The organism is Xanthomonas sp. CPBF 426, assembly GCF_903989465.1.
Lineage (GTDB): Bacteria > Pseudomonadota > Gammaproteobacteria > Xanthomonadales > Xanthomonadaceae > Xanthomonas > Xanthomonas euroxanthea.
The window spans coordinates 3,411,408-3,424,767 of record NZ_LR861805.1; the positions used below are offsets into that span (position 1 = coordinate 3,411,408).

Annotated in this window: 14 protein-coding genes and 1 tRNA gene; 7 read left to right on the forward strand and 8 right to left on the reverse strand. The window is 65.3% G+C overall.

What is annotated here, in order from left to right:
* The first annotated feature begins 100 nt into the window (after nt 1-100).
* Nucleotides 101-802 carry a hypothetical protein gene (locus tag H7A87_RS14550; RefSeq protein ID WP_232087855.1) on the forward strand — a complete coding sequence of 234 codons (702 nt, stop codon included), beginning with the start codon at nt 101-103 and terminating at the stop codon, nt 800-802.
* Between the two features lie 1,133 nt (nt 803-1,935).
* Here the strand turns inward: H7A87_RS14550 and H7A87_RS14555 are convergent.
* Nucleotides 1,936-2,646 carry an rRNA pseudouridine synthase gene (locus H7A87_RS14555; protein ID WP_119127680.1) on the reverse strand — a complete coding sequence of 237 codons (711 nt, stop codon included), beginning with the start codon at nt 2,644-2,646 and terminating at the stop codon, nt 1,936-1,938.
* Between the two features lie 117 nt (nt 2,647-2,763).
* On the opposite strand from H7A87_RS14555, the gene H7A87_RS14560 reads away from it, so the two are divergent.
* On the forward strand, nt 2,764-2,970 hold the full coding sequence (locus H7A87_RS14560) for a hypothetical protein (protein WP_104584680.1): 207 nt from the start codon (nt 2,764-2,766) through the stop codon (nt 2,968-2,970).
* Between the two features lie 515 nt (nt 2,971-3,485).
* On the forward strand, nt 3,486-5,645 hold the full coding sequence (locus H7A87_RS14565; RefSeq protein WP_115677213.1) for a methyl-accepting chemotaxis protein: 2,160 nt from the start codon (nt 3,486-3,488) through the stop codon (nt 5,643-5,645).
* A gap of 139 nt (nt 5,646-5,784) precedes the next feature.
* Here the strand turns inward: H7A87_RS14565 and H7A87_RS14570 are convergent, their stop codons facing one another.
* Nucleotides 5,785-6,210, reverse strand: coding sequence for a GNAT family N-acetyltransferase (locus H7A87_RS14570; protein ID WP_115677214.1), 426 nt, complete (start codon nt 6,208-6,210; stop codon nt 5,785-5,787).
* A 26-nt stretch (nt 6,211-6,236) separates the two neighbouring features.
* Entirely contained in the window at nt 6,237-6,860 is a 624-nt protein-coding gene (locus H7A87_RS14575) for a LysE/ArgO family amino acid transporter (protein WP_119127997.1), read from the reverse strand.
* Between the two features lie 103 nt (nt 6,861-6,963).
* Here H7A87_RS14575 and H7A87_RS14580 point away from each other — a divergent pair, with 103 nt between their 5' ends.
* The 3 genes from H7A87_RS14580 to H7A87_RS14590 all read left to right on the forward strand — a co-directional run bounded on the left by H7A87_RS14580 (nt 6,964) and on the right by H7A87_RS14590 (nt 8,888).
* The gene (locus H7A87_RS14580; RefSeq protein ID WP_115677215.1) at nt 6,964-7,857 is read left to right on the forward strand and encodes a LysR family transcriptional regulator ArgP; all 894 of its coding nucleotides are present in this window, start codon (nt 6,964-6,966) and stop codon (nt 7,855-7,857) included.
* Between the two features lie 233 nt (nt 7,858-8,090).
* Nucleotides 8,091-8,765 (forward strand): 7-cyano-7-deazaguanine synthase QueC, encoded by a 675-nt coding sequence (gene queC, locus H7A87_RS14585; RefSeq protein WP_119127678.1) that lies wholly within the window; start codon nt 8,091-8,093, stop codon nt 8,763-8,765.
* 47 nt (nt 8,766-8,812) lie between these two features.
* Nucleotides 8,813-8,888: transfer RNA gene (locus H7A87_RS14590), tRNA-Lys, on the forward strand.
* Between the two features lie 228 nt (nt 8,889-9,116).
* Here the strand turns inward: H7A87_RS14590 and H7A87_RS14595 are convergent.
* Nucleotides 9,117-9,440, reverse strand: a complete 324-nt coding sequence (locus H7A87_RS14595; protein WP_180496724.1) for a hypothetical protein — start codon at nt 9,438-9,440, stop codon at nt 9,117-9,119.
* The gene (locus H7A87_RS14600; protein WP_147421063.1) at nt 9,437-9,658 is read right to left on the reverse strand and encodes a hypothetical protein; all 222 of its coding nucleotides are present in this window, start codon (nt 9,656-9,658) and stop codon (nt 9,437-9,439) included. Before H7A87_RS14600 ends, H7A87_RS14595 begins: the two co-directional genes overlap by 4 nt.
* A 527-nt stretch (nt 9,659-10,185) precedes the next feature.
* Here H7A87_RS14600 and H7A87_RS14605 point away from each other — a divergent pair.
* Nucleotides 10,186-11,052 (forward strand): aldo/keto reductase family oxidoreductase, encoded by an 867-nt coding sequence (locus tag H7A87_RS14605; RefSeq protein ID WP_119127674.1) that lies wholly within the window; start codon nt 10,186-10,188, stop codon nt 11,050-11,052.
* 207 nt (nt 11,053-11,259) lie between these two features.
* Here the strand turns inward: H7A87_RS14605 and queE are convergent, their stop codons facing one another.
* Genes queE through pal form a run of 3 tightly spaced genes read right to left on the reverse strand, consistent with a single transcriptional unit; the run spans nt 11,260 to nt 13,329 of the window.
* Nucleotides 11,260-11,943 (reverse strand): 7-carboxy-7-deazaguanine synthase QueE, encoded by a 684-nt coding sequence (queE, locus tag H7A87_RS14610; protein ID WP_119127672.1) that lies wholly within the window; start codon nt 11,941-11,943, stop codon nt 11,260-11,262.
* A gap of 42 nt (nt 11,944-11,985) precedes the next feature.
* Nucleotides 11,986-12,804: a tol-pal system protein YbgF gene (gene ybgF, locus H7A87_RS14615; protein ID WP_104584696.1), complete on the reverse strand. Its 819-nt coding sequence runs from the start codon at nt 12,802-12,804 to the stop codon at nt 11,986-11,988.
* A 6-nt stretch (nt 12,805-12,810) separates the two neighbouring features.
* Nucleotides 12,811-13,329, reverse strand: coding sequence for a peptidoglycan-associated lipoprotein Pal (gene pal / locus H7A87_RS14620; RefSeq protein WP_016904129.1), 519 nt, complete (start codon nt 13,327-13,329; stop codon nt 12,811-12,813).
* Between the last annotated feature and the right edge of the window lie 31 nt (nt 13,330-13,360).

A 13,360-nucleotide genomic window follows, 5' to 3' on the forward strand; every position in this document is an offset into this window, starting at 1 on the left:
TGCCCGCCTGGCCCGACCATGCCTTACGCCAGGGGACAACATGAAACACCTAGTGACCGCAGCCATGGCCATGGCTGCGTTGAGCGGTTGCGCGACGGTCATGAACGACGCGACCCAGCCCATCCGAGTGGATACCAAGACCGCCGATGGGCACCTCATCGCTGGCGCCGACTGCGCCCTCAGCAACGACAAGGGACGCTTCACCCTGAAGTCCGGGCAGACCGTGCAGGTACGCCGGTCCTCGCGCGACCTGGAAGTCAGCTGCGTGCTGCCCGGTCAGCGCAATGCCGCCGGTCGCTCCATCTCGCGCGCCAACATCGGGATCTGGGGCAACATCCTGATCGGCGGCGCGATCGGCGCCATTGTCGATCACAGCAAGGGCACCGGCTACACCTACCCGAGCTGGATCCAGCTGGTATTCGGACAGACGCTGAGCTTCGACCGCCACCGCGAGGACCGCGGCCAGCCGTTACAGGGCGACAACGCACACGTCGCGGCAACCGCCTCCGGCACCGAAAGTGGACCCGGCGAAGCCGTCACGCTGCCGCTGGCAGGCGAGGTCGCCCCGCCTGTGCAGGCAGGCACAGCAGCACCGGCCAGCAAGGCCGCAGCCACGGTTGCGCCCGCAGGCCCGGCGATGTCCACCGAATCGGCCAGCACACGCGCCCAGGGCATCAGCAGCGGCCTGAATTGCGGCACGGTGCAGGCACACAGCGCCACGCGTTTCACCGCCGCCTGCAGTGGCGGCAGTACGGTGCAGATCGACTGCGCCGGCTTCCGCTGCAGCGCAACCTTCCCCTGACCTGACATGGCTGCGCTCGGGGACGAGCGCAGCCCGACGGCTTGACGATCGTCGGGGATGACCCGACACGCTGTCGGCGCAGTCCCGATTTACGTGCCGCACGCCCCATTTAAACTGCAGCCACCGGACGCGAGGCCTGTTGGGCCGTTCAACTCGCGAGGCGCTGAGCACGCCCCCCGCCGGAACATCGCCGGCATCGCGTGACGCGCCTGGGTCGTGGTTGGTCGTCCACCAGCGTGGATGCGCGCGCCTTTCAGACGAAGAAGTCAGTCGTGCGCACGCACAGCGGCTCGCTCGAGTGCGCCGTCGAACCATCTGATAGGCATGCGACCACTGCGCCTGCGCTCCAGCGGACGTTACGAGATTCCCGAACCTGCAGCTGGATCCGTGCCGATATCCGCCTTGGCAGAGCTTGCGCGACGCCGTCGGATGCATTGGTTGCCAGCCTCTCCCTAGCAGGTGGCTGGTCGCTGCTGTTCCTGCGCTTCCGGCTGCAGCCTGTCAGCTTGCCGCCGGCAGGCGAACACGTGCTCGGTCGCGCCTGTATTGCAGCCGCTGTGTCGGCACGCAGGTACACGCGAACGCGCTTGCAGCCGTCGCGCGCTTGCGGGGCCAGGCGACGCGGCGCGGTTGCGCGCGGCCGCTGCAGCGTATTTCACGCCATCAAGCAGGCCGCTCGCTAGGCTGACGTCAGTGCAGCACTCGGCTGCGAAGATTTCAGGAAATCCCCATGGGCGACAATTCGTTTCTGTCACCGGCCTTCATCATTCTGGTCGTCGGCGTGATTGCCGTTGTGTTCTGGCTGGTGACGCGCGCCAAGAAAAAACGCAACAAGAAGTAAGCCACGAACCAGGCGACCCCGGCATCGGGATGCGCAACGCAGCTTGCGCTCACCGCGCAATCGCAGTGCATTGCCGAGCGCGCAAGATTCGGCCGACGCGCGTCGCTATTGCCCGGCACGGTCGCTACGTTTACGTGCGGGCCTGACAGCGCATCAATGCCGCAATGGCCTGAATAACAGCGCCGGGCAGTGACACCGCCATGGTGCGGTTACGCAATGCTTGCTGCATACATGTCGGCAGCAGCGGCATGCCGCCGCATGGCAGCCACGCGCATCCAACACGTGCTGCCCGTCAGAAACGCTCGCCTGTCGGCAGATAGCGCCATTGGCCGATGGCCAGCTTGCCCAGCGACACGCGGCCCACGCGCAGGCGCCGGATGCTGACCACCTCCAGCCCGACCTCACCGCACATGTAACGCAGCTGGCCGGGTTGCACGTGCTTGATCGCAAAGCGCAGACGCTCCTCGTTCTGCCAGCTCACCTTGCACGGCGACAGGCTGCGCTGCTGATACACCAAGCCATGCGCAAGCCGCGCCATGCCATATGGGCGCAGCTCCCCGCGCACCTCCACCAGGAATTCCTGTTCGATGGAGGTGGCGTCGGCGCTGAGCCTGCGCAGGACGCGGCCATCCTGGCTCAGTACCAGCAAACCGCTCGCCGCTTCCTCCAACGGCAGCGGCGCCTGCAGACGCAGGAAGTGCCGCTTGAGCACACGCATCTCGAGCTGGTCCAGGGCGCTGCGCGTTTCCACGGTGGCCAGTGCCAGCGCCGCCTCGGCGCACATGCCTGCCGGTTTGTGCAGCAGCAGCGTGGCAGGCTCGGCAGGTTCGAGCACGGCGTTTTCCGCCAGCGTCACCTGCGCCGCGGTCGCCAAGGCTTGCGGCTCTTCGACCACGGCCCCGTCCACACTGACCCAGCCACCTTCGATGTACTGCTGCGCCTCTCCACGCGAGCAGCCAAACCGCGCGGCCACGCATTTATCGAGACGGATCGGATCGGACATCGGGCGGGCTCGGCTTCAGGGGACGGCAGTGTACGTGCTGGGTCGACGGATGCGTGAGGCCGGCTTCTGCGCTGCCCGACAAAGTGGGAAACTGGGCGCTCACACAGGAGATTGCAGATGTTCATCAAGTTTGGCAGCACCCGGGTCCGCCTCAACCACATCTCCGTCATCAGCGATCCCTTCAACGCAGGCGAAAACTTCGGATCGTATTGCCACTCGGTCCGGGTCGGCCTGCTCTCCGGCGAGGAAATCTTTGCACGCTTCAATACCGAAAGCGGCGCCGAGCAGCTTCATGCCGAGGTACTCGCTGCGCTGGAAGGTTGAGCGCAAGAGCCACAGTGCCGCCATGCGCGCGACGCCACGCGCGCGATGCGCGGCGCCGATTCAGCAGCCGGCCATGCCGGCTTGCAAGGTGCACGTGGCAAGGCCCGTGTCGCATGGCATCAGAGTAGATCGCATCGCCGGAACACGCCGCTGCACGAGCACCGGCGCTTACCAAAGACAAGCGGATTGCAGGTATTGCGATGCATAGCGGATGCGATCCTGTCAAAGCATCCGCTGCGCTCCAGGGGGTCGCCACATGTCGGCGAAACGTCGGAAAATCGTTCTGCGGTTGGCATGCTTCGATCCAGCGATAGACGCCACAAACACGCAGTGCATGCACGGGTGTCAGGCCGCTGCGGACGGCTGTCGGGAAATTTCTTCCGCACGATGAATTCAATCTAAGTCATTTCAGATACGTACCTTTAGCTCGTCGCGATTCGGCCGTTAGCTGGGCAAGACGCTCTGGTGGATGACCCATTCATCGAGCCCCTCAGCTGCACTACCTGGATGCGGTAATGAATACATATCTGCAACGCCTCAATGTCGGCCGTCGCCTGGGCATGGCCTTTGGCATCTTGATCCTATTGTCGGGCCTGCTTGTTGCGACCGGCCTGGTCACCATGTCCAACGCCCGTTTCGAGCTGGATACCATCGTCAACAGCAACATGGAGAAGATCCAGCTGTCCTCGGAAATGCTCGACGCCAATACCAATGTGGCGATCGGCCTGCGCGACATCGTGATGGTGTCCGGCGATGCCGCCAACCGCCGCAGCATGGAGATGATCGAAAAAAACCGTGCACGCTACAAGGAGGCGCATGACGCACTGACGGCCTTGCCGAGCAGCGCCCCTGAAAAGAACGCGCTCCAGCTGCTGCAGGAAAAGCGCGACGTGTCGGTGAAGTTCAACAACCAGATTCTCCAGTACGGCATTCACGACCAGAACCAGCAAGCGCAGGATTTGCTGCAGGGCGACGCCGCCGTGGCGATGGACGCACAGCAGGCGGCCATCCGCGCCAATGCCGAGCTGGAGCGCCGGCTCAGCAAGGAAGCCTATCAAACCGCCGTTGCCTCGATGCATCGTGGCAAGGTCATCCTGGCCAGTGGCGGCATCACCGCGCTGGCCATCAGTGCACTGCTGGCCTGGTTGATCACCCGCAGCCTGACCCAGCCGCTCAGCCAGGCCACACGCACTGCAGAGGCCATTGCAGCCGGCAACCTGCACAACGATGTGCACACCAGCGCCAACGACGAAACCGGCCGCCTGCTAAAGGCCATGGACAAGATGCAGCTGCAGCTGCGTAACCTGATCACCGCGCAAACCGACATGGCCAGGCATCACGACAACGGCCAGATCAGCTTCCGCATCGATGCGGCGGCCTTCCCGGGCGACTACGGGCGCATGGCCAACGACACCAACCTGCTGGTTGCCTCGCACGTGGCAGTGCAGACCGATCTGGCACGCATCATGGGGCGGTATGCCGTTGGCGAACTCTCCGAAGACATGCAGCCGCTGCCCGGCGAAAAGGCCGTTTTCAGCGACACCATGTCGCAGGTCAAGCTCAACCTGTCGGCGATGAATCACCAGATCAAGCATCTCGCCCAGGCCGCGGCCAATGGCGACTTCAGCGCGCGCGGCGATGCCGAGCATTTCCAGTTCGACTTCCGCATCATGGTCGAAAGCCTCAACCACCTGATGTCCACGGCCGACGGCAACCTGCAGTCGCTGTCGTCGTTGCTGCAGTCCATCGCCGCAGGTGACCTCACCGCACGCATGAGTGGTGAATTCCGCGGTGTCTTCGCACAGATGCGCGATGACGCCAACGCCACGGCCAACCAGCTGGCGCAGATCGTCGGCAACATCCAGCAATCGGCCGTGTCGATCAACTCCGCGGCCAGCGAAATCGCCGCCGGCAACCAGGACCTGTCGCAACGGACCGAACAGCAGGCGGCCAATCTCGAAGAAACCGCAGCATCGATGGAAGAACTCACCTCCACCGTCAGGCAGAATGCCGAAAGCGCACGCCAGGCCAATCAGCTGGCGATCGGCGCCGCACGCGTTGCCTCGCAAGGGGGCGAAGTGGTCGGCAAGGTCGTGGACACCATGAGCGGTATCGAGGCCTCGTCCAGGAAGATCGCCGACATCATCAGCGTCATCGACGGCATCGCCTTCCAGACCAATATCCTGGCCTTGAACGCGGCAGTGGAAGCCGCACGTGCCGGCGAACAGGGGCGCGGCTTTGCCGTGGTGGCCTCGGAGGTACGCACGCTCGCGCAGCGTTCCTCCGGCGCCGCCAAGGAGATCAAGGACCTCATCGACGACTCGGTGCAACGCGTGGCCGAGGGCTCGGCATTGGTGCACAGCGCCGGCGAGACCATGGGCGAGGTAGTGGCCAGCGTGCAACGTGTCACCGACATCATGGGCGAGATTTCTGCAGCCTCCCAGGAGCAGTCGGCCGGCATCGAGCAGGTCAACCAGACCATCACGCATATGGACGAAACCACGCAGCAGAACGCCGCACTGGTGGAAGAAGCCACTGCTGCCGCGCGTGCGATGGAAGAGCAGGCGGTGCAGCTCACCGATGCGGTGGCGATCTTCAAGATCGACGCACGGCAGACGCGGCAGCACGCAGCGGCACCGGTCGCACAGCTGCTGAGCAAGGCCCGCCACGCCTGAGCCGGCAGTCGGCACTGCACCATGGCGAGGTCGGTCGCATTGCGCGGCTCGCCTCACGCAACGCGGTAGCACCTTGAGGCGCCCTTCTGCCGCGCGCCGCACCATGCCGGTGCGGCGCGCGGCAGAAGGCACGACAACGCTAGCGCGTATAGAGCCCGGGAAAATAGCGCTCCATCAGCGACTGCGGAGACAGCGGCGGGGTGAAGCCGTAGCGTGCATAAAGGCCGTGCGCATCGCTGGTTGCCAGGCTGAAACGGCGCAGCCCCTGCAGATCGGGGTGCGCCATGACCGCGTCCATCAATTGTTTGCTATAGCCCTTGCCCCGGTGCTCGGGCAACACGAACACATCGCCCAGGTACGCAACGGTTGCGTAGTCGGAAACCACGCGCGCAAAGGCGACCTGCCTGCCCTCCCAGAACCCGCCAAAACACAGCGAATTGGCGATGGAGCGCTGTACCACCGCAAGCGGGATGTCCCTGGCCCAGCTGGTGTGCTGCGCCAGGTAGCGATGGATCAGCGCGATATCGAGCGCGGATGGATCGGTGGAGACATGCAGCGGCGACATGACACTAGCTCCGGGACGGTGAGGCCTCAGGGTAGCGCCTGCGAGGGCAGCAGCAACAATCCACACAGCACCAGCATGAATCCCGCGATCGCCGCATCCAGCACACGCCATGCGCGCGGATCGCGAAAGGCCGGCTGCAACAGACGCGCGCCATAGCCCAGCCCGGAAAACCACGTGATGCTGGCCAGGCACGCGCCCGACGCGAACGCCCAGCGCAACGGAACCGGGTAACGCGCGGCCAGACTGCCGAGCAGCAGCATCGTGTCCAGATAGACGTGCGGGTTGAGAAAGGTAAAGGCCAGGCACGCCAGCATGGCGCGCTGCCAGCGTTGCGCGCCGGTCTGCGCCGGCGCCAGTGCGCTGGTGCCACGCCAGGCCCTGCGTGCAGCCAGCGCGCCATATGCCGCGAGAAATGCAGCTCCCGCATAGCGAAGTCCCTGCAACAACTCCGGCCATTGCGTTACCAGCACGCCGATCCCGGCCACGCCCAGCACGATCAGCGCGATGTCACCGAACGCGCAGATCGCCACCACCAGACCGACATGCTGGCGCTGCAGTCCCTGCCGCAGCACAAATGCATTCTGCGCACCGATTGCAATGATGAGACCTGCGCTGGCGATGAAGCCAGAGATTGCGGCTTGAAGTAACACGAACACCTCCCGGATCACAGGCGCCAATGCTGGGCGTTCCGCTGCAATTAGGAAAACTAAATTTTCTGTATCCTGCTTAGAACTTCTAATCCCGCCGAACGTCATGGATCTGCTGCACCCGCAACTGGCTGCATTCGCTGCCGTTCTCGAGGAAGGCAGCTTCGACGCCGCTGCGCGGCGGCTGTCGGTGACGCCGTCGGCAATTTCGCAGCGGGTCAAGGCATTGGAAGACCGGCTCGGCCAGGTACTGGTGATCCGCAAGGCTCCCTGCCGCCCTACTCCGGCCGGCGAGCGCCTGCTGCGCCGCGTGAAGCCGATGCAAGTACTGGAGTCCGAAGCGATTGCCGATTTCCTTCCCGGCGACAGCAGCGCCGGGCATCCGCGCACGCTGGCCATCGCCGTCAATGACGACTCGCTGCAGACCTGGTTCCTGGCGGCCTTGTCGGCGCTGCATCGCGCACATGGTTTTCTGTTCGATGTGCAGATGGACGACCAGGACCACACCCTGGAGTTGTTGCGATCGGGCGCGGTGCTCGGCGCCGTCACTGCCGAGCGCAAGCCGTTGCAGGGCTGCAACGTGCAAGCGCTGGGAGTGATGCGTTATCACGCCATCGCATCGGCCGCATTCGTTGCGACGCACTTCACGCAGGGCTTGAGTGCAGCGGCTCTCGCGCGCGCCCCGATGCTGGTGTTCAACCGAAAGGACACGCTGCAAACCCGCTTCGTCCGCCGCATCACCCGCGTCCAGATGGCGCCGCCGATCCACTACCTGCCAACCTCGACCGGCTTTGTCGAAGCTGCCGCACGCGGACTCGGCTGGTGCCTGGCGCCGGAATCGATGGTCACCCCCGCCGTGCGCGACAGGCAGGTAGTCATCATCGACCCGACACGTTGGCTCGATGTGCCGCTGTACTGGCAGTGCGCGGCAGTGCGCTCGCGCGCCCTGCAGCAACTTGGCCAGGCCTTGCGCAAGGCGGCGGCCGCGAGCCTGCGCTGAGACCGGCCGTGCCGCACGCAAAGCGGGCAGGCACCTCCGAAGCCCGAGGCGCGCAACTGCTGGCAGGATGTCGCACCAAATTGACGTGCAGATACGGTCGCTACCCTGCCCGCGCGCGCTTGGCACAGCCGCGTTGCCCGGCATCGCGCTGCCGCCGCAGCGACGACCGGGTCGCCGTGCCACGCCGAGCCTGCTAGCCTTTCCGCCTATTCCGTTGTGATTGCCGATCCGTCATGAAAAAAGCCGTTGTTCTGTTGTCCGGGGGCATGGATTCCGCTGCCGTCATCGCGCTTGCGCAGGAGCAGGGGTTTGCCGTGCATGCCCTGAGCGTGCGCTACGGCCAGCGCCATACCTCCGAGCTGGACGCCGCCGCGCGCGTGGCCGCGGCGCAGGGGGTGATCGCGCACAAGGTGGTGGACGTGGACCTGCGCAGCATCGGCGGCTCGGCGCTCACCGACGACATCGACGTGCCTGACGCCGGTGGCGACGGCATTCCGGTCACCTACGTGCCGGCGCGCAACACCATCATGCTGTCGCTGGCGCTGGGCTGGGCCGAGGTAATCGGCGCCAACGACCTGTTCTGCGGCGTCAACGCGGTCGATTATTCCGGTTACCCGGACTGCCGGCCCGAATTCGTGCGCGCCTTCGAAGTGCTGGCCAACCTGGCCACCAAGGCCGGCGTGGAAGGCGCCGGCCTGCGCGTGCATGCACCGCTGCAGTTTCTCAGCAAGGCCGACATCGTGCGTGAAGGCGTGCGCCTGGGCGTGGACTTCGGCCTGACCGTGTCCTGCTACCGCGCCGACGCCGACGGAGGCGCCTGCGGCCACTGCGACGCCTGCCGCCTGCGCGCGGCCGGTTTCGCCGACGCCGGCGTCCCGGACCCCACCCACTACGCCATTTCGCCTTGACGCCGGTGTAGGGTAGAATGCGCACCCCGGCGCGCTGCCGGGACAGTGGGCCGTTAGCTCAGTCGGTAGAGCAGAAGACTTTTAATCTTTTGGTCGATGGTTCGAATCCATCACGGCCCACCAATCAGATCAACGACGTGAAGGGCGCCCAGGGCGCTTTTTTTGTGCCTGCGGACAATCCACCGGCAACTGCGCAGCCATGGAACGTGCTGCACGGCCACGCGGTTGGATGGGGTGCAGCGCCTATCGCAGCGCGCGCGGCGGCGCCCAAGCCGGCACCTCCCGCCCGATCACGCTGCGCCGGCCGTCAGGTCCCGGGCCCGGCGCTGGCGGCCGTGTCGCTCCCGCTGATCACCTGGCTCGCGTCTTCTGGACACGCGATTGCACGCGCCGCGTTCGTCGCGCGGCCCCGACGGCGCGCGCCTGCTTGCGCAGCCACGTGAGCACGTCCACCGCCGCGTCCACACGCATGCAGACATGCAGGCGGCCCAGCACGACGCTCTGCGCATCGCTGCCCGGCAAGACCTCATCAAAGCCAGTGGCTTCGCAGGCGATCAGGACAGGCGACGCATCGGGCCGCGCGTCGGAATGCAGCATCGCCAGCACATAGCCCTGCATCGCCTCGACGCTGAGAACCACACCCTCACAGACGCGGAATTGCCTGTTGGCGCTCATCGCTGCATCTCCGAGGGGCCATCGACGCCAACGATCACCGCAACCAGATGACGATAGGCCGACGTAAGCGGGTGAACGGGTGTGCTGGGGCCTTCGCCGCGCGGCGTCAGGTTGAAAGAGGCTGCACGGTTCCATTCGAATGCGTTGGCGGCCGGATCGAAATGGTGGACGATCTGGCGCGCAGCAGATGCGGGCATTTCATGGGTGTCGTAAGACATGCTGGATTCCTTTTGTGTTTTGGAATCCGCCACCCAGACGCCAATCGGGGTGGCGGACGGTACGCGGTTGGCGTGCCGGCCAAAAGGAACCGGTGGGCCTTGCGGCCCCCGCGCACCGCCCGCCATAGAGCTGGCCGGCATGCGCCCACAGTGATGCGGGCGGTAAAAAAGCGCCGTGCATCGATCGATGGGCGCTGGTGCGCCTTTTGGTTCGGGACGCCAATCCCGGTCGCCGAATGGGCGGCGACGCTGGAATACTCGCTCCGCCGCTTGGCGCCTGTCAACGCAAAGACACACCGCCGCGACGACGCGACGGTTGCGACGCAACGCGGCGAAAGCACTGCCCGCCGCGCCAGCAAAAGCTGAAACTTCGGCACATCCCGCTGGACGATCGGCTGGGCCGATGCAGCTGCGCCCATATGTCACACGCCTCGGCGGGAGCGAACCGGCGCCGCAGCAAATGCGAATTCACATGCCGCGCCACGTTTCCTATCGTTGTTGGCTCAACGACACGCGAGCGCACCGCCATGAGCAACATCGAAAAAGCCGGCACGTTTCTTCTTGGAGATCGCAGCGTCACCCGCATCGGCTACGGCGCGATGCAGCTCGCGGGGCCCGGCGTGTTCGGCCCGCCCAAGGATCGCGAAGGCGCGTTGGCGGTGCTGCGCGACGCGATGGCGCACGGCGTCAACCATATCGACACCAGCGATTTCTACGGGCCGCACACCACCAATCAACTGATCCGCGAGGCACTGCATCCCTACCCGCAGGCGCTGACCCTCGTCACCAAGATCGGCGCCGCCCGCGGCGCGGATGGTTCCTGGCTGCCGGCCTTCTCGCCACAGCAACTGGTCGAGGCGGTGCACGACAATCTGCGTAATCTGGGGCTGGAAACGCTGGAGGTGGTCAACCTGCGCGTGATGTTCAAGACGCAGGAACCGGCGGAAGGCTCGATTGCCGAACAGCTGGAGACCTTGATCGCGCTGCAGCGCGATGGCCTGGTGCGGCACATCGGCATCAGCAACGTCACCGCAACGCAGGTGGCCGAGGCACGCGCCATGACCGACATCGTCTGCGTGCAGAACATGTACAACATCGCGCATCGGCACGACGACGCCCTCATCGACGCGCTCGCGCGCGACGGCATCGCCTACGTGCCGTTCTTCCCGCTCGGCGGCTTCTCGCCGTTGCAATCGTCCACGCTCGCCGCTGTTGCCGGGCGCCTGGCCGCAACCCCGATGCAGGTGGCGCTGGCCTGGTTGCTGCAGCGCTCGCCCAACATCCTGCTGATTCCGGGAACCTCGTCGGTGGCGCACCTGCGCGCCAATCTGTTCGCAGCGGAACTGAAACTGCCGGCCGATGCCGTCGAAGAATTGAACAGGATCGCTGCGTAGACGCAGGGGCTGCCTCCTGGCAGGCAGCGCCTTGCACCCGGGACCGGGCGCGGCCAACGAAGCGTCGCGGGTGGTCGGCAGGCGGGTGCGGACGGCATGCCAGCAACCGCAGTGGATGCCTGGCACATGCCGATTGCAGGCACCCGGCCGCGCCCGCCCTTTTTTGGGTGAGCGCAGTCGCTCTATCGCTCAGCTTAGCGCTCGGGCCTAGCGCCCGGGTTCGTCGTTCCACAGCAGCTTGTGCAGCTGCATCTGGAAGCGCACCGGCAGACGATCGGCCACGATCCAGTCGGCCAGCTGCCGCGGCGTCACTTCGCTCTTGCTGGGCGAAAACCACACCGTGCAGCGGCGGTCCAGCGCATGGGTCGCGACGATCTCGCGCGCCCATTCGTAATCGGCGCGGCTGCAGATCACGAACTTGATCTGGTCGCGTGCGGTCAGCAGCGGCAGATTTTCCCAGCGATTGCGCGCTTGCTCGCCGGACGCAGGGGTCTTGATGTCGACCACGCGCGAGACACGCGGATCGACCGCCGACACGTCCAGCGCGCCGGACGTCTCCAGCGAGACATCGAAGCCGGCATCGCACAGTTTCTGCAGCAGCACCAGGCAGCGCTTCTGCGCCAGCGGCTCGCCACCGGTCACGCAGACATGGCGCACGCCATGGCCGGCAACTTCGGCGACGATCGCGTCGATGTCGTGCCATTCACCGCCGTGGAAGGCGTAGGCGGTATCGCAGTAGTGGCAGCGTAGCGGGCAACCGGTCAGACGCACGAACACAGTCGGCCAGCCGGCGGCCTCGGCTTCGCCTTGCAGGGACAGGAAGATTTCGGTGATCTTCAATCGCGGCAACGGCGACTGGACGATCTCGCTGGGGACGGCGGCGGCGTTCATGGGCAAAGTATGCGCCACGCCCGAAGGCGCAAACGCGGGGGCTCAGCGCAGTTGCTGGCCGAGACGGATGGACTGCAGACGCTCCTGGGCCACGCGCGCTGCGTCGGAGCCGGGATACTGCGTTGCGACCTGCTGCAAGGTCTGCTGGGCTTCGTCGTTCTTGCCTTCGCCATACTGCGACAGGCCAAGCTTCAACAGGCCGCCAGAGGCCTTGTCATGCGTGGGATAGCGGCTGACCAGATCGCGGAACTGCGCCTCGGCCAGCTGGAAATTTCGGGTGGCGTAATAGCTTTCGCCCAACCAGTACAAGGCATTGGGGGTGTAGACGCCATTGGGATAGAGCTCGAGAAAGCTCAAAAACAACTGCGAGGCATCGTCGTACTTGCCGTTCTTCAATGCATCGAAGGCGACATTGTAGGCAGTGCGTTCGTCGTTGCTGACGGCCATCGTGCCTGGGTCGCCATGCACGCTGGGCGGCTTCTCGGAAGTTGCCGCCGCTGCAGGCCGCGCGGCAGGAGCCGGGGCCGGTGTGACGCTGCCGGTGGGCGATGGCAATGGCGGCGTTGCGCCACCTGCCCCTTCCAGCCGGTTCAGGCGTCCGTCCAGATCCAGATACTGGTCCTTGGACTGCTGCTTGAGTTGTTCGTTGTCGTGCTGCAGCTGCTCCACGGTCGCTCGCAAGCCCTGCAGGTCCGAACGCGCCTGCTGCAGCTGATTGAGAAGATCGTTGTTGGCCTGGCTGTTGGCCTGCTGCTGCTCAAGCACGGCAACACGATCAGCGAGACTGGCTCGCTGCGCGTGCGCCGGCGCGGCGACCACAAGGGCCGCCGCGACGAACAGGGATGTCACTCGAAAGCGCATCGCTTCTTACTGAGCCGTGTACACGATTTCAACGCGACGGTTCTGCGACCAGCAGCTTTCGCTGGTTTCGGTGCAGACCGGACGCTCTTCGCCGTAGCTGACCACGGTCAGCTGGCTGGCGGAACCGCCGGCAGCCTGCAACGAGGACGACACGGCATTGCCGCGACGCTCGCCCAGACCCATGTTGTACTCGCGCGAACCGCGCTCGTCGGCATTGCCCTGCAGGGTGATGCGCGAGGACGGACGGTCACGCAGGTACTTGGCGTGGCACGCCATGATGGCCTGGAATTCCGGCTTCAGGGAGTCCTGATCCAGATCGAAGTAGACAACGCGCTGGCGCAGGCAGGCATCGGTATCCAGGTCGCCCGGGCCATACAGGCCAGAGGTGGACGGGCCGGTGGGAACGGAGGAACCAGCGGTGGTGTCAGTCGCAGGAGGCGGAGTTTCCTTCACCTTCTTCGAACAACCGGCCAGCACGGCAACGGACAACAGGGAGACAAGCAAGACGCGGGTGGACTTGTTCATGGGATACCTATGGAGGCTCTGGGCCAATGAG